The 15,580-nt window shown below is 70.8% G+C and carries 14 protein-coding genes; 8 read left to right on the top strand and 6 right to left on the bottom strand.

Annotated elements, in window-relative coordinates; all coding sequences use genetic code 11:
• Positions 1-86 precede the first annotated feature (86 nt).
• Positions 87-449, bottom strand: a complete 363-nt coding sequence (locus ACFYPG_RS16780) for a cupin domain-containing protein (protein WP_387352623.1) — start codon at positions 447-449, stop codon at positions 87-89.
• A gap of 241 nt (positions 450-690) precedes the next feature.
• Here ACFYPG_RS16780 and ACFYPG_RS16785 point away from each other — a divergent pair, with 241 nt between their 5' ends.
• On the top strand, positions 691-1,593 hold the full coding sequence (locus ACFYPG_RS16785; RefSeq protein ID WP_387352624.1) for a Gfo/Idh/MocA family protein: 903 nt from the start codon (positions 691-693) through the stop codon (positions 1,591-1,593).
• Between the two features lie 176 nt (positions 1,594-1,769).
• On the opposite strand, the gene ACFYPG_RS16790 is transcribed toward ACFYPG_RS16785, so the two are convergent.
• A complete protein-coding gene (locus tag ACFYPG_RS16790) occupies positions 1,770-1,961 on the bottom strand; it encodes a DUF2795 domain-containing protein (protein WP_355008100.1) in 192 nt (63 codons plus the stop codon).
• Positions 1,962-2,089: 128 nt separating this feature from the next.
• Here ACFYPG_RS16790 and ACFYPG_RS16795 point away from each other — a divergent pair, with 128 nt between their 5' ends.
• Entirely contained in the window at positions 2,090-3,346 is a 1,257-nt protein-coding gene (locus tag ACFYPG_RS16795) for an erythromycin esterase family protein (protein ID WP_355008099.1), read from the top strand.
• Between the two features lie 103 nt (positions 3,347-3,449).
• Here ACFYPG_RS16795 and ACFYPG_RS16800 read toward each other — a convergent pair whose 3' ends face one another.
• The 3 genes from ACFYPG_RS16800 to ACFYPG_RS16810 form a co-directional block, all read right to left on the bottom strand.
• Positions 3,450-5,651, bottom strand: coding sequence for an MMPL family transporter (locus ACFYPG_RS16800; RefSeq protein WP_387352626.1), 2,202 nt, complete (start codon positions 5,649-5,651; stop codon positions 3,450-3,452).
• Complete coding sequence (locus ACFYPG_RS16805) at positions 5,651-6,238, bottom strand: TetR/AcrR family transcriptional regulator (RefSeq protein WP_355008097.1); 588 nt, start codon at positions 6,236-6,238, stop codon at positions 5,651-5,653. Before ACFYPG_RS16805 ends, ACFYPG_RS16800 begins: the two co-directional genes overlap by 1 nt.
• 105 nt (positions 6,239-6,343) lie before the next feature.
• The gene (locus tag ACFYPG_RS16810) at positions 6,344-6,775 is read right to left on the bottom strand and encodes a helix-turn-helix domain-containing protein (protein WP_355008096.1); all 432 of its coding nucleotides are present in this window, start codon (positions 6,773-6,775) and stop codon (positions 6,344-6,346) included.
• 75 nt (positions 6,776-6,850) lie between these two features.
• Here ACFYPG_RS16810 and ACFYPG_RS16815 point away from each other — a divergent pair, with 75 nt between their 5' ends.
• The 5 genes from ACFYPG_RS16815 (at position 6,851) to ACFYPG_RS16835 (ending at position 12,666) form a co-directional block, all read left to right on the top strand.
• Positions 6,851-8,335, top strand: coding sequence for an MFS transporter (locus ACFYPG_RS16815; RefSeq protein ID WP_387352628.1), 1,485 nt, complete (start codon positions 6,851-6,853; stop codon positions 8,333-8,335).
• Between the two features lie 31 nt (positions 8,336-8,366).
• Positions 8,367-9,326, top strand: coding sequence for a DNA polymerase domain-containing protein (locus tag ACFYPG_RS16820; protein WP_387352630.1), 960 nt, complete (start codon positions 8,367-8,369; stop codon positions 9,324-9,326).
• A gap of 63 nt (positions 9,327-9,389) precedes the next feature.
• On the top strand, positions 9,390-9,839 hold the full coding sequence (locus ACFYPG_RS16825; protein WP_355008093.1) for a helix-turn-helix transcriptional regulator: 450 nt from the start codon (positions 9,390-9,392) through the stop codon (positions 9,837-9,839).
• A 5-nt stretch (positions 9,840-9,844) separates the two neighbouring features.
• Complete coding sequence (locus tag ACFYPG_RS16830; protein ID WP_387352632.1) at positions 9,845-10,255, top strand: VOC family protein; 411 nt, start codon at positions 9,845-9,847, stop codon at positions 10,253-10,255.
• Positions 10,256-10,284: 29 nt separating this feature from the next.
• Entirely contained in the window at positions 10,285-12,666 is a 2,382-nt protein-coding gene (locus ACFYPG_RS16835) for an excinuclease ABC subunit UvrA (protein ID WP_355008091.1), read from the top strand.
• 15 nt (positions 12,667-12,681) lie between these two features.
• Here ACFYPG_RS16835 and ACFYPG_RS16840 read toward each other — a convergent pair whose 3' ends face one another.
• Positions 12,682-13,308 (bottom strand): TetR/AcrR family transcriptional regulator, encoded by a 627-nt coding sequence (locus ACFYPG_RS16840; RefSeq protein ID WP_387352634.1) that lies wholly within the window; start codon positions 13,306-13,308, stop codon positions 12,682-12,684.
• 123 nt (positions 13,309-13,431) lie between these two features.
• Here ACFYPG_RS16840 and ACFYPG_RS16845 point away from each other — a divergent pair, with 123 nt between their 5' ends.
• Positions 13,432-15,567 carry an ABC transporter permease gene (locus ACFYPG_RS16845; RefSeq protein ID WP_387352636.1) on the top strand — a complete coding sequence of 712 codons (2,136 nt, stop codon included), beginning with the start codon at positions 13,432-13,434 and terminating at the stop codon, positions 15,565-15,567.
• Positions 15,568-15,580 lie beyond the last annotated feature (13 nt).

Genomic DNA, 15,580 nt, shown 5'->3' on the forward strand with positions numbered 1-15,580 from the left:
AACCGTCGTAGTAAAGGGGTGCCCTGCCTCTCCGCGTGTGACGCGCGCCCGTCGAGGGGCCCGCGGCCCCGGTGCCACCCCGGGCGTCAGTCGCCTGCTTGCAGCCAGTAGACGGAGACGGCGAGGAGTGGGTCCGGTCCGTCGTTCCGAATCTGATGCGGAACCCTGCTGTCGAACGCCGCGACGTCGCCGGCCCGCAGGACACGCGCCTGGTCGGCGAACGTCAGGGTTCCGGTCCCGGACACGACGATCCACACCTCACGGGAGCGATGGACATCCAGGTCGTTGGAGGTGTTCGGGGCCACCGACCAGCGCGCGACCTCGAACGGGGCGGGCGCCGTCGACGGGAACGGCAGCAGCGCGCGGTGCACCGGGCCGCCCTCGGTGAAGTCGTACCAGTGTTCAAACGCCACGACACCGCTGGTGATCGCTGAATCCGAGCTCCGCATGCCGTCGAGACTGCCCCGCCGTACCTGGTGTGTCTGGCGGTGATCGGACCTGACGTTGCCGAGAGCGGTGCCGGCGGACCGCTGCTCACCGACAGCCGGGCGGGTAGCTCGACCACCGACCCGGAAATGAAAGGTGAGCTGCTTCGATTGGTCGAACCCGCCGCCGTTCCGGCCGCCCGGGCGACTAGCGTGGATCACGTCCGTGGCGTTGTCGCGGTGCGGGGAAACAGCGGAGGTACACGTGCTGCGGTTCGGCTTGTTCGGCACCGGTCACTGGGCGATCGAGACGCACGGGAAGGCGCTGCACGCCCATCCCGACGCGGAGCTGGTCGGTGTGTGGGGTCGCAACCCGGAGCGGGCCTCCGCACTGGCCGAGCGGTACGGGGTGCCCGCCTACGCCGACGTCGACGCGCTGATCGAGCAGTGCGAGGCGGTCGCCGTCGCCCTGCCGCCGGACATCCAGGCCGACATCGCGGTCCGGGCGGCCCGCGCCGGTCGGCACCTGCTGCTGGACAAGCCGCTGGCGCTCAGCGTGGACGACGCCGACCGGGTCGTGGCCGCCGCCGAGGAGTCCGGGGTCGCCTCGGTCGTCTTCTTCACCCAGCGGTTCCAGCCGAACGTGACAGCGTTCCTCGCCGCCACCGCCGCCGCCGGGGGCTGGCAGCACGGCCGGACCACAGCGTTCGCCTCGATCTTTCAGGACGGCAGCCCGTACGGCGGCTCGTTGTGGCGTCGGGAGCACGGTGCGCTCTGGGACATCGCCCCGCACGCGCTCTCGATCCTCCTGCCGGTGCTGGGCCGGGTGACGCAGGTGGCGGCGATGGACGGACCGAGCGGGATGGTGCATCTGCTGCTCACCCACGAGGGCGGCGCCACGAGCAGCGCCTCGCTCTCCCTGGACGCCCCGACCGAGTCGATGGCCCGGGAGTTCGTGTTCTACGGCGAGAACGGCATCGAGAACGTCCCGTTCGGCGAGAACGACGCGGCCACCGCGTTCGGCGTCGCCATCGACCAACTCGTCGAGCAGGTGCGGGCGGGTACCCGGGACCACCGCTGCGACGTCCGCTTCGGCCGCGAGGTCGTCGCCATCCTCGCCGCCGCCGAAACCGCCCGAACCGAATCCCGCACCATCCCCCTCCCCTAACTCCCCTAACCCCCCTAACCCCCCACCCCCAACCCCACCGCCCGTCGCCCCGGTGATCATGAAGTTAGCGGCGCGACACGCCGTGGCGGATGGCAATAACCTCATGATCACCGGGGCGGGGCGGGGCGGGGCGGGGCGGGGTTGGGCGGGGTTGGGTTGGGCGGGGTTGGTTGGGTTTAGGTGGGGGTGGTTAGGGCGGCGTTCAGCTCGTCCGGGTTGTTGAACTGCTCGGGTGGCAGGGCCTGGAGCATCTGCAACATTGCCGTGCTGGCCCCGTTCTCCTGACCCCAGCGGATCAGGTCCTCCCGGGAGACCGGGTAGTCGAGCCCGGCCAGGTACTCCTGCAACTGAACCCCGGTGACGGTCATGTCGGCCGGCTACCCGCTCGCGGTGGTCGTACACCGGCTTGGTTGGAGCCCACGACGGCCCGGCGGCCGGCGTGTCGGCCCGCGACGCGCCCACGGTTTGCCGCAGCGGCGGTCGGGTAGCCGCTGGCATGCTGGTTCAGCGGCTCGGCGCGCCGAGCGATTTCGACCCGTTGCTGGAGCGCGTTCGCAACGCCAGGGTGGTGATGATCGGCGAGTCCACCCACGGCAGTTACGACTACTACCGGTTGCGCGAGCAGCTCACCCGCCGCTTGATCGCGGAGTGTGGTTTCTCCTTCGTCGCGGTGGAGGGTGACTGGCCCGACTGCGATCGGGTGCACCGTTCGGTGACGGCCGCGCCGGGTGGCGCGCTCGAACCGCAGCTCGCACTCGACCAGTTTGAGCGATGGCCGACCTGGATGTGGGCCAATGCCGAGGTGGCCCGGTTCGCCAGCTGGCTGCGGGCCTGGAACCTGGAGCTGCCGGAGGAGGAACGGGCCGGGTTCCACGGCCTCGACGTGTACAGCCTCTGGGAGTCGATGCAGGCGATCTTCGACTACCTGGGGGAGGAGGACCCGAAGTCGCTGGAGGCGGCGCAGGACGCCTACCGGTGTTTCGAGCCGTACGGCAAGAGGGTCGAGGAGTACGGCGCGGCCAGCCGCTTCGTCTCCGCCCGGTGCGAGGAGGAGGTCGTCCGGTTGCTCGCCCGGACCCGTGAACACGCCCTCTCCGACGGCCCGGACCGCTTCTCGGCCTGGCAGAACGCGGAGGTGGTGGCCGGCGCCGAGCGGTACTACCGGGCGATGGTGGCCGGCGGACCGGACTCGTGGAACATCCGCGACACCCACATGCAGGACACCCTGGATCGGCTGTTGGACCGGTACGGCCCGGACGCACGGGGCGTCGTCTGGGCGCACAACACGCACGTCGGGGATGCGCGGGCCACCGACATGGCCGCCGACGGGATGATCAACATTGGCCAGTTGGCCCGGGAGCGGCATGGCGAGGACGCGGTGGCCCTGGTCGGCTTCGGCAGCTACCGGGGCACAGTGATCGCCGCGCCCCGCTGGGGTTCGCCGCCCGAGGCGATGGTGGTGCCCCCGGCTCGGGAGGGCTCGATCGAGCGGCGGTTGCACGAGCTGATGCCGGAGCGGGCGGTGCTGATCTTCGGCGGCGACGATCAGCCGGGCTGGGTCACCGAGACCGTTGACCACCGGGCGATCGGGGTCGTCTACGACCCGTCGTTCGAGTCCTGGGGCAACTACGTGCCCACTCGGCTGGGCGACCGCTATGACGCCTTCATCTGGTGCGACGACACCACGGCCCTGCACCCGCTACCGGTGCCAGCGGCCCCCGGCGAGATGGAAACCTACCCAGCAGGAGTCTGACCCGGGCCCGTTGGCGTCGATCATGGAGTTGTGGTGCTGGACGAAGGCCTCTGATCGGGGCACGACGGGCACCACAACTCCATGATCGACCGGGGTGGTGCGATCAGACGCGCGTGGGGGTGCGGTCTTCCAGGTGCTCGCGCAGGCCCTCGCCTTCGATGTCCACGTTGGGCAGGGCGCGGTTGAGCCAGCGGGGCAGCCACCAGGCGCGGTCGCCGAGGAGCGACATGACCGCCGGGACGATGGTCATCCGGACCACGAACGCGTCGATGGCGACGCCGATGGCGAGCGCGAAGCCCATCGACTTGATGATCGGGTCTTCGAGGAACACGAAGCCGCCGAAGACGGACATCATGATCAGCGCGGCGGCGGTGACCACCCGGGCACCGTGGCCCATGCCGCTGATCGTGGCCTCACGCGCGGTGTCGCCGTGCACGAAGTCCTCCCGCATCCGGGAGACCAGGAATACCTCGTAGTCCATGGCCAGCCCGAACAGGATGCCGATCAGCAGGATGGGCAGGAAGCTGACCAGCGGGGCCGGGGTGTCCAGGCCGACCAGGTCGGCAAGGTGGCCCTGCTGGAAGATCGCCACCGTGATGCCGAACGTGGCGGCCACGGTGAGCAGGAAGCCCAGCGCCGCCTTGAGCGGCACCAGCAGCGACCGGAACACCAGCATCAGCAGCAGCACCGAGAGCCCGACGACCAGCAGCAGGTAGATCGGCAGCGCGTCGGAGAGCTTCTCCGAGACGTCGATCCCGATCGCGGTGGCGCCGGTGAGCAGCACCTCGGCGCCCTGCACCCCGCCGACTGCGTCGCGGACGTTGTGCACCAGGGTTTCGGTGGCCTCGTCGGTCGGGCCGGTCTTCGGCACCACGCCGAGCAGCGCGGTCCGACCGTCCGGGCTCAGCTGCGGCGGTGCCACGGCGAGGACGTTCTCGGTGCGCTGGATCATCGCGGTGACCTGCGGCACCGCGGCTGCGGTCGCCTGCGCGTCGTCGCCCGCCACGACCACCGCGAGCCGGCCGGTGAAGCCCGGACCGAAGCCCTCGGTGGTCAGGTCGCTCGCCACCCGGGCCGGTGAGCCCTCGGTCGCCGTGCTGGCGTCCGGCAGAGCCAGTCGCATGTCCGGCGTGGGCAGCGCGAGCAGCCCCAGGCCGAGCAGCGCGACCAGGATGACCGGCACCCGGAAGCGGGTGACGAACCGCGCCCAGCGGAAGCCGAACCCGGAGCGGTCCTCGACCGGCAGCGTCTCTTCGCCCACCGGCTCACCTGGCGCGGCGGAGTCGACCGTGGAGCGCAGCCGGCGCGGGAGCACCCGGTTGCCGGCGAAGCCGAGCAGCGCGGGCTGGAGGGTGATCGCCACGAGCACGGCGATGGTGACCGTACCGGCGGCGGCGAGACCCATCACGGTGAGGAACGGGATGTTCACCACGGCCAGGCCGGCGAGGGCGATGACCACTGTGGCGCCCGCGAAGACCACGGCGGAACCGGCGGTGCCCACCGCGCGGCCGACCGCCTCCTCCGGGGACAGGCCTTCGAGCAGGTTCTGTCGGTGCCGGGAGGTGATGAACAACGAGTAGTCGATGCCGACGGCGAGGCCGAGCATCAGCGCCAGGATCGGCGCGGTGCTGGTCAACTCGATGACACCGCTCAGCGCGAACAGACCTGCCATGCCGACACCCACGCCGATCAGCGCGTTGAGCATGGTCATTCCGGCGGCGACCAGTGAACCGAACGTGATGATCAGGACGATCGCGGCGACCAGTACGCCGAGCGCCTCGGTGGAGCCGATCTCCGGCTCACCGCCCAGCACCTCGCCACCCGGGGCGACCTGCCAACCCTTCGCCTCGACGGCCGCGCCGACCTCCTCGTACGCGGTGCGCTGCTCGTCGGTCACCTCGTCGCCGCCAGTGGCGAACTGAACCTGGACCAGCGCGTACCGGCCGTTGGGCGAGACCGCGCCGACCTGGAACGGGTTGACCGCGCCGACCACGCCGGGCAGTGTCGAGGCCTCCTGGACCAGCTCCTGCACCACGGCCTGGCCGTCGGGGGTGGCCAGTTGGCCGTCGGCGGGTGCCTTGAGCGCGATGGTGCCGGTGGCACCACTGGCCGCAGGGAACTGGTCGGCCAGCAGGTCGAGCGCGCGCTGGCTCTCGGTGCCGGGCATGGTGAAGTTGCTCGCCGTCGGGCCGCGCAGGGTCGCCGCGGCCAGGCCGGCGACGACGAGTACGACGAGCCAGAGCGCGACGACGAGCCGTCGCCGGCGCAGCGCGCCCCGGCCGAGCCGGTAGAGCAGGGTGGCCATCAGGAGTCCTTGTCCTCGGTCGTGGGTGGATGGGGCACTGGTGCGTCGACGGGCTCGACGGCCCGCCGGGCGAGGGTGAGCAGGGCGAGGCGCAGTTCGTCGTCGGGGATGTCGGCGAACTCGGCGCATGCCTCGGAGATGCCGGCGAGCAGCACCAGCGCGGCGATCCGGGCGCCTGGCCGGTCGGAGTGCCCGGCAAGGGCGTCCCGCAGCCGGTCGGAGATCTCCTGGATGTGCGCGAAGGCGGGCTGGCACAGCAGCTCCGGGAACTCGCCGCGCAGTACGGCGATCTCCTGTCGGAACCGCACCGCGAGGTCGACGAAGCCCCGCGCGGCGACCTCCTGGGCGGCAGCTCCGGTCAGGCCGTTGAGCTGGTCGTCGAGGCTGCGAAGCACCTCGATCGCGGGTGCCATCAGTTCGGCGAGCAGGGCTTCCTTGTTGGCGAAGTGGTAGAGCACGGTGGCCTTGGAGCAACCGACCTCCCGGGCGATGTCCTGCAGGGAGGTGCCCCGGTAGCCGGTCACCGTGAACTGCCGCGCCGCCGCAGCGAGAATCTCGCCGTGCGTGTCGGGTACCGCTCTGCCCATGCCCGGTCCACCTCCCGCAGACCAGCATGCCTGACCGATCGGTCAGACCCTGACCGATCGGTCAGATGGAAGCGGTGGCGTTCACCACACCCCTGGCCGGTTTCATCAGGCGTGCTGGGCGTCGTACCTGGTCCGGGCCTCGGCGATGGCCCGCCGATGCCGCTCGGCCCAACTGGTGAGCGCGACCAGCGACTCGTAGAGCTCCAGCGCCATCGGGGTGGCCGTGTACTCGACCTTGGGTGGGACGGTCGGGTAGACGGTGCGGTGCAGCAGGCCGTCCCGCTCCAGGTTGCGCAGCGTCAGCGTGAGCATCCGCCGGCTGATCCCCTCGATGTGCCGCTCCAGTTCGGTGAAGCGCACCGGGCCGTGCGAGGCGGCCACCAGGATGCCGATGCTCCACTTGCCGCCGACCCGGTCGAGCACCTCGCGGACTGTGCACGCGCGAGCCTGGCCCGGGGTGAACGGCACGTTCTCGGCCGAGCAGGTCAGCTCGGCCTTGACCAGCGCGGACACATCGCTGTTCCTCTGGGACATCAAAGTGCCTCCTTCCGCCGCGGTTAATGGTCACAGACGATGACCTCGGTAACAAACCGTGCACCAAGGAGGGGTTCCGTGGAACGTGTCGTCCCATCCCGCTGGCCGGCGCTGCTGGTGCTCTGCGCCGGCAGCCTGATGATCATCCTGGATGGCACCGTCGTCGCGGTGGCGCTGCCCGCCATCCAGCGCGACCTGGGCTTCAGCGCCACCGACCTGGCCTGGGTGGTGAACGCCTACCTGGTCGCGTTCGGCGGGCTGCTGCTGCTCGCCGGCCGGCTCGGAGATCTGCTGGGCCGGCGCAGGGTCTTCCTGGCCGGCGTCGCGATGTTCACAGTCGCCTCGCTGGCCTGCGCGGTCGCCACCGGGCCGGCCCTGCTGGTGGGCGCGCGGTTCGGGCAGGGCATCGGCGGCGCTCTGGCCATGGCGGTCAGCCTCGGCATGATCGTCCGGCTCTACCCCGAAACGGCCGAGCGGGCCCGCGCCATCGCCGTCTTCAGCTTCACCGGCGCGGCCGGCGCGTCGGTCGGCACGGTCGCCGGAGGGGTGCTCACCGAGGCCGCCGGATGGCGGACCATCTTCCTTGTCAACGTGCCGATCGGGGCGGTCATCCTCATCGCGTCCCTCCGCCGGCTGCCGGCCGAACGAGGGATCGGCCTGCGCGCCGGCCTGGACCTGCCCGGCGCGCTGCTCGCCACCGCCGGTCTGATGGCCGCCGTGTTGGGCATCGTCGGAACGGGCGAGCACGGCTGGACCAGCCCCCGGACACTCGGCGCAGTGGCCCTCGCGGTGCTGCTGCTCGGCGGGTTCGCGCTGCGCCAGCGGGTGGCCACGGCCCCGCTCGTGCCGTCCCGGGTGCTGCGCGTCCCGGGCCTGGTGGCGGCGAACGCCGTGCAGTTCCTCATGGTCTGCGCGTACTTCGGGTTCCAGTTCCTGCTCGCCGTGGAGCTGCAACTGGTGCTGGGGTTGGATGCCGCCGCGACCGGCTGGGCCTTCCTGCCCACCCCGGTCGTGATCGCCGTGGTCTCGCTCGGCCTGGCCGGTCGGCTGATCGCCCGCTTCGGTGCCCGGATGGTCCTGCTGGTCGGGCTCGGTCTGGCGAGCGTCGGCTTCCTCCTGCTCGCCCGGCTGCCCGCCGACGGCGCCTACGTCGCTGACGTACTCCCCGCGATGTTGATCTTTGGGGTGGCCGGCGGCCTGACCCTGCCGGCGGTCACCACGGTGGCCATGGCCGGCGCGACCGACACCGACGCCGGGCTCGCCTCCGGCCTGGTCAACACCACCCAACAGGTAGGCGGAGCGGTCGGCCTGGCCGCGCTGGCCACAATTGCCGCCACCCGCACCGACGGGCTGCGGGCCGCCGGCTGGGCCGAGACCGCCGCGCTCGCCGGCGGCTACCGGACGGCGTTCGCCGTGGCCGTGGGTCTCGTGGTCGCCGCATGGCTGGTGGCGCTGACCACACTGCCCCGACGCCCGGCCCGGCCGTCGTCGGCGGCCGACCCGTCGGAGCCGGCCGGGGTGGGTGCCGGAATCGATCCGTACCGAAGCGCCGCGTCCAGTTGACCGACGGCGGTGCGGCCGGGAGGGTGGTCGGGTGAGCAAGGCTGACGAGACCCGGGACGGCGTGGCCCTGACCAACCTGGACCAGCCGCTGTCCGACCGGGACGACGCGACGAAGCGTGACCTGGTCGACTACCTCGACGCGGTCTCCGACCGGATCCTCCCGCAGCTGCGGGGCCGGCCGCTGTCGGTGATCAGGGTCCGCCCCGGCCAGCCGCCGTTCATGCAGAAGAACCTGCCCCGCTACACCCCGGACTGGGTCCGCCGGGCGCCGGTCTGGGCGGAGGCATCGCACCGGGAGATCTCGTACGCCCTCTGCGACGACCGCCGCACCCTGCTCTGGTTCGCCAACCAGCGGGCGGTGGAGTACCACCCGACGCTGGCCACCGTGGCGGATCTGCACCGCCCGACCCACCTGATCCTCGACCTGGACCCGCCGGACGGCGACGGGTTCCGCGCGGCGGTCGACGCCGCCCTGCTGGTCCGGCAGGCGCTCGCCGACGCCGGCCTGGCCGGTGCGGTCAAGACCAGCGGCGCCAAGGGCGTGCACGTCTTCGTTCCGGTGACCGACGAACCAACGGCCGAGGAGTTGGCCGCCGCGACCCGGGCGCTCGCCGTCCGCGCCGAGCGGCTCGACCCGGCGCTGGCCACCACCGCGTACATCAAGGAGGACCGGGGAGGCAGGGTCTTCGTGGACGCCACCCGGGCGGGCGGGGCGACGGTGGCCGCCGCGTACAGCCCCCGGCTGCGCCCCGGAATGCCGGTCTCGTTCCCGGTCGACTGGGCGGACCTGACCGAGGTGACCCCCGCCGACTTCACCATCCGGACCGCGCCCGCACTGCTCGCCGACGGCGACCCGTGGGCCGCGCTGATGCCGGCCCCGCAACCGCTCCCCGCCGACCTGGTCGCCGAGGGCCGGACCATCCCTGTCGCCCGGGTGCAGGCCATGCACGAGGGGAAGCGCCGGGCCCGCGCCCGCCGCGAGGCCGGCTGACCGGCCTGCCGGCCCCGCCCGGCGAGCGGCGGATTGTCGGTGGGTTGTGGCACGATTTCGCAGGTGAGCAGCAAATCCGACGCGACCCAGCGACTGGCCGACCTGGCGCGGCTGCGCCGGGTCCGCGACCGGATCGACCGGGAGTACGCGTCTCCGTTGGACGTCGAGGCGCTCGCCCGTGGCGCGCACATGTCGGCCGGGCACCTCAGCCGTGAGTTCCGGCTCGCCTATGGCGAATCTCCCTACAGCTACCTCATGACCCGTCGGATCGAGCGGGCGATGGCCCTGTTGCGCCGTGGCGACCTGAGCGTCACCGACGTCTGTTTCGCTGTCGGTTGCTCGTCATTGGGCACCTTCAGCACCCGCTTCACCGAGCTGGTGGGCGTGCCGCCCAGCGTCTACCGGCGGCAGGCGGCGCAGGCGACGGCCGGGATGCCGTCCTGCGTGGCGAAACAGGTGACCAGACCGGTCAGGAATCGAGAAGCGCGGGTCGCCGAGCCGCAACTAGCGTGACCAGCATGGACATCACCATTCATTCGAGTTTCCTGCCGCACACCGACCCGGAGGCCTCGCTGGCCTTCTACCGCGACATCCTCGGCTTCGAGGTCCGCCTCGACGTCGGGTATGAGGGGATGCGGTGGATCACGGTCGGGCCGGTCGGCCAGCCCAGCACCGCCATCGTCCTGCACCCGCCGGCCGCCAACCCCGGCATCACCGACGACGAGCGGCAGACCATCCTCGAGCTGATGGCCAAGGGCAGCTACTTCGGCGTCAACCTGGCCACCACCGACCTCGACGCCACCTTCGCCAAGCTGGAGGCCAGCGACGCCGAGGTCGTCCAGGAGCCGACCGATCAGCCGTACGGCGTGCGCGACTGTGCCTTCAGGGACCCCGCCGGCAACATGATCCGCATCCAGGAAGTGCGCTGAGTCCTGCGCGCCCGACAGATGGAGACACGATGAGCACGGCCATCCAGCGGTCCGCGCCGCACGTCGCCGACAGCCACGACCTGATCCGGGTGCAGGGCGCGCGGGTGAACAACCTCAAGGACGTCAGCGTCGAGATCCCGAAGCGGCGGCTGACGGTGTTCACCGGTGTCTCCGGCTCCGGCAAGAGTTCGCTGGTGTTCGGCACCATCGCGGCCGAGTCGCAGAGGATGATCAACGAGACCTACAGCGCCTTCGTGCAGGGCTTCATGCCGACGTTGGCGCGGCCCGAGGTCGACCTGCTGGATGGCCTGACCACGGCGATCATCGTGGACCAGGAGCGGATGGGCGCCAACTCCCGCTCCACCGTCGGCACCGCCACCGACGCCAACGCGATGCTGCGCATCCTGTTCAGCCGGCTCGGGCAGCCGCACATCGGCTCGCCCAACGCGTACTCCTTCAATGTTCCCTCGGTGAAGGCGACCGGGGCGATCACCGTCGATCGCGGTGCCGGCAAGACGAAGACCGAGAAGGCGACCTTCAACCGTCTCGGTGGCATGTGCCCACGGTGCGAGGGCATGGGTGCGGTGACCGACATCGACCTGTCGGCGCTCTACGACGACAACCTCTCGCTCAACGAGGGCGCGATCACCATCCCGGGTTACAGCATGGAGGGCTGGTACGGCCGGATCTTCCGGGGCTGCGGCTACTTCGACCCGGACAAGCCGATCGCCAAGTTCTCCAAGCGGGAGCTGCACGACCTGCTCCACCGGGAGCCGACCAAGATCAAAATTGACGGGATCAACCTGACGTACGCGGGCCTCATCCCGTCGATCCAGAAGTCCTTCCTCGCCAAGGACATCGACGCCTTGCAGCCGCACATCCGCGCCTTCGTGGAGCGCGCGGTGACCTTCACGACCTGCCCCGAGTGTGCCGGCACCCGGCTCAGCAAGGAGGCCCGGTCGTCGAAGATCAAGGGCAGGAACATCGCCGACGCGTGCGCGATGCAGATCAGCGACCTGGCCGCCTGGGTCCGCGGGATCGACGAGCCGTCGGTGGCCCCGTTGCTGGCCGGCCTGCAACACCTCCTCGACTCGTTCGAGGAGATCGGGCTGGGCTACCTGTCCCTCGATCGACCGTCGGGCACCCTCTCCGGCGGTGAGGCGCAGCGCACCAAGATGATCCGGCACCTCGGCTCCTCGCTCACCGACGTCACCTACGTCTTCGACGAGCCGACGATCGGGCTGCACCCGCACGACATCCAGCGGATGAACGAGCTGCTGCTCCAGCTGCGCGACAAGGGCAACACAGTGCTGGTCGTGGAGCACAAGCCGGAGGCCATCGCCATCGCCGACCACGTCGTCGATCTTGGGCCCGGCGCGGGCACGGAGGGCGGGACCGTCTGCTACGAGGGCACGGTGGAAGGTCTGCGGGCCAGCGGCACCATCACCGGCCGGCACCTCGACGACCGGGCGGCCCTCAAGGAGGCGGTGCGGACGCCCACCGGCAAGCTGGAGATCCGCGGCGCCACCGCCAACAACCTCCAGGACGTGGACGTCGACGTACCCCTCGGGGTGCTCGTCGTCGTGACCGGCGTCGCCGGCTCCGGCAAGAGTTCGCTGGTGCACTCCTCGATTCCGGCCGGCGCGGGCGTGGTCTCGATCGACCAGGGGGCGATCCGCGGATCACGGCGCAGCAACCCGGCCACCTACACCGGGTTGCTCGACCCGATCCGCAAGGCGTTCGCGAAGGCCAACGGGGTGAAGCCGGCGCTGTTCAGCGCCAACTCCGAGGGTGCCTGCCCGAGCTGCAACGGCGCTGGCGTCATCTACACCGACCTGGGAATGATGGCGGGCGTCGCCGCCCCCTGCGAGGACTGCGAGGGCAAGCGGTTCCAGGCATCGGTGCTGGAATACCGTTTCGGCGGTCGGGACATCAGCGAGGTGCTCGCGATGTCGGTGACGGAGGCCGAGAAGTTCTTCGGCGCCGGCGAGGCGCGTACGCCGGCAGCGCACGCCATCCTCGAGCGGCTCGCCGACGTCGGGCTCGGCTACCTGAGCCTGGGGCAGCCGCTCACTACCCTCTCCGGCGGCGAGCGGCAACGGCTCAAGCTGGCCACCCACATGGCCGAGAAGGGCGGCGTCTACGTCCTCGACGAGCCGACCACCGGTCTGCACCTGGCCGACGTCGAGCAACTGCTCGGCCTGCTCGACCGCCTGGTCGACGCCGGCAAGTCGGTGATCGTCATCGAGCACCACCAGGCGGTCATGGCGCACGCCGACTGGATCATCGATATCGGTCCCGGCGCCGGCCACGACGGCGGCCGGATCGTCTTCGAGGGCACACCCACGGACCTCGTCGCCGCCCGCTCCACCCTCACCGGCGAGCACCTGGCGGCGTACGTCGGCAGGTGAGCCCGTGGACGGCGATCAGCGCTCCGCTCGGCGTGGCCGGCTGATGGGGGCGCTGAGCATTCCGGTGATGGCGTCGACGAGGAAGTCGCCGACCTCGGGCCATCGGGGGTCTTCTCCGTTGCGTTCGGCGAGTGCCTCGACCTCGGCTGTCGCGGTGCTGACGATGCGGGTGATCAGGCGCGCCCGACCGGCGACCACGTCCGGGTCGAGGTGCCGTAGTCGCGCGGCCAGTGAGGCCCGCAGCTGTAGTGCCTGTGGCGTGGTGTCCTGGGCTTCCCGCATGAACGGCTCAGTGGCGGGGTTGTGCAGCATGTGATCGAGGAACCGGGCCCGCCAGCTCGGGCGCGGTAGCTGGTCGAGGACGCGCATGCTCGGTGCCACGAGACCGCGTATGTCGCCGAGGACGGAGTCCTCGGTTGGGGGCATGCCGGCGCGCACCTGCGCCACGTCGTGCACGTGGCGGGCCATCAGTGCCTTGAGCAGGCCCTCGCGCCCGCCGAAGTAGTAGCGCACTGCTGAATGGTTGGTGTTGCCGGCCGCTTCAGCCACCCTGCGGTCGGAGACCTCGGCGACTCCCGACTCGGCGAACAGCCGCTCCGCCGCGTCGAGCAGCGCGGTGCGGGCCGCCTCGGACCGCCTCATGACCGGCCCCCTCGTGTCCTCGCCCGGCTGTGACTCAGGTCAACCTAGCCGGATTCCCGCTCCCGGCATCCGCCGCCTACAGTTTGTAAGTCACTTGGCGTACAAATATGAGCTGGAGCGTGCATGGATACCGAAGCCGTGATCGAGGCTGCCGACGTGGTGGACGGCCGCCCGCCCGGCGCGGACCGCAAGGAACAGATCATCCGAATGGTCGCCCTGTTCGTGATGCCGTTCCTCATGGTCACGATGATGTTCGCGACCTACATGTCGACCATGCACTCACCGCACCCCCGGGACATGCCGGTGGCGGTCGTCGGCAGCGGCGCCACGGCGCAGGCCCTCGTCGACCGGCTCGACTCGGGCGACAGCACCGAGGCCACGCTGGTGACCACCCGCGACGACGCCGTCGACCTGCTGCACGACCAGGAAGTCGCCGGCGCGCTCGTCCTGCCCACCGACGGCAGCGCCAACGCGACAATCCTCACCGCCTCGGCGGCCGGAGCCTCGCAGAACGCCACCGTTCAGCAGTTGCTCGCGCCCGTGGTCTTCCAGAACAGCTTGCAGGCCACCACCGAGGACGTCGCACCGCTACCCGCGGGTGACTCGGCCGGCATCGCGGTCCTGTTCGCGGCGATGGGCATGATGCTGGCCGGTTACGTGCCGTTGAGCATCATGGTGATGGGCGTCCCCCACCTGCTGCGGCTGCGACGGTTCCTGCCCGTGCTGGCCGGCTGGTCCGCGCTCACCAGCTCGATCATCTGGCTCATCCTCGGGCCCGTCGTGGGTGCCGTCGACGGCCACTACCCCACCTTCCTCGGCGTCGGCATGCTCGCCACCGCAGCCGTCGGCCTGGCCCAGCTGCTGCTCTCCAAGCTGATCGGGCCCCTCGCGGTGCTGCCCGGCATGCTGCTCTGGGTCGTGTTCGGCATGCCCGCATCGAACCTGGCCCTGTCCGTGCACAACATGCCCGGGTTCTTCCAGTTCCTCCATGGTGTGCTGCCGCTTCCGGCGGCCGGTGAGGCGCTGCGCTCGGTCCTGTACTTCGACGGCAACGGTCTGGGCACCCACCTGATCGTCCTGGCTGTGTGGATCGTGGCCGCCCTCGCGCTCTGCCTGCTCAAGGAGCGCAGCGCGAGCGGGAACATGATCCCCGGCGTCCCGCCGATCACCGACCCCGACGCGAAGGCCCCCGCTCTGGCCGGCGGGCCGCCGCGCTCCAAGCGATTCCGGTACGTGGCCGCAGCGGGCTTCCCGCTGGCCATCCTCGTGGTCGTCGTGGGTGCCATGGGGTTCTCCATGCACAAACCGCAACCGCACGACATCCCGGTCGTCGTGGTCGCCGCTGCCCCTGGGCAGGCTCAGCAGACCGCTGCCGGTCTCAACGCGCAGCTCGACGGCATCCTCGACGTCACCGTCGCCGACACGGTCGCCGAAGCCACCGAGCAGATCCAGTCCCGCGACGTGGTGGCCGCCTTCGTCCTGCCGTCGGCACCGGACACTCCGGCGACGCTGTACTCGGCGTCCGCCGCCAACGCCAGCCAGCAGTCCGCGATCCGCGCGATCTTCCAGCCGATCACCGCGGCCCAGGGCCTCCCGCTGATGCTCACCGACGTGCAACCCCTGAGCGAGACCGACACCGGCGGCAGCAACAGCATGTACGTCGGCATGTCCTGGATCATGGCCGGGTTCCTGTTCCTGGCCGTCCTGCGCGGCGGTGCCCCGCACGTGCGCCGCCTGCGCCAGTTCCTGCCGCTGCTGGGCGGCTGGGCGATCGGCATGTCCGTCTGGCTGTGGTTCCTCTTCGACGTCCTCATCGGCGCGATCAGCGGCAACGCCCTGGAGACGATCGCCTACGGCGCTCTGACCATCTTCTCGGTCTCCCTGGCCACCGGAGTGCTCACCCGTACCGTCGGCCTGGCGGGCATCATCCCGATGATGGTGGTGCTGATGATGGCCGGCGTACCCGCCTCAGGCGGTGGCATGTCGGTGTACCTGGTCCCCGAGGTGTTCCGCCCCCTTCAGGACGTGCTGCCGTTGCCCGCGGCGGTCGACATCGCCCGATCCTTGCGGTACTTCGGCGGCGTCGGCGTCGGGCAGAATCTGCTGGTCATCGCCATCTGGGGCGCCGTCGGGCTCGTCGGAAACCTCGTGGTCGACCAGTGGCTCAAACGCCGCGAGCGCCGCTCGGACTCCGGCGGCCCGGACGCGGGTACGGCATCCGGGCCGCACCTGAGGTTGGTGCCGGCCGAGGCGCACTGAGCGGCACCGCAGC

It is taken from the genome of Micromonospora sp. NPDC005553 (genome assembly GCF_042871765.1).
In the GTDB taxonomy this organism is placed as follows: Bacteria; Actinomycetota; Actinomycetes; order Mycobacteriales; family Micromonosporaceae; genus Micromonospora.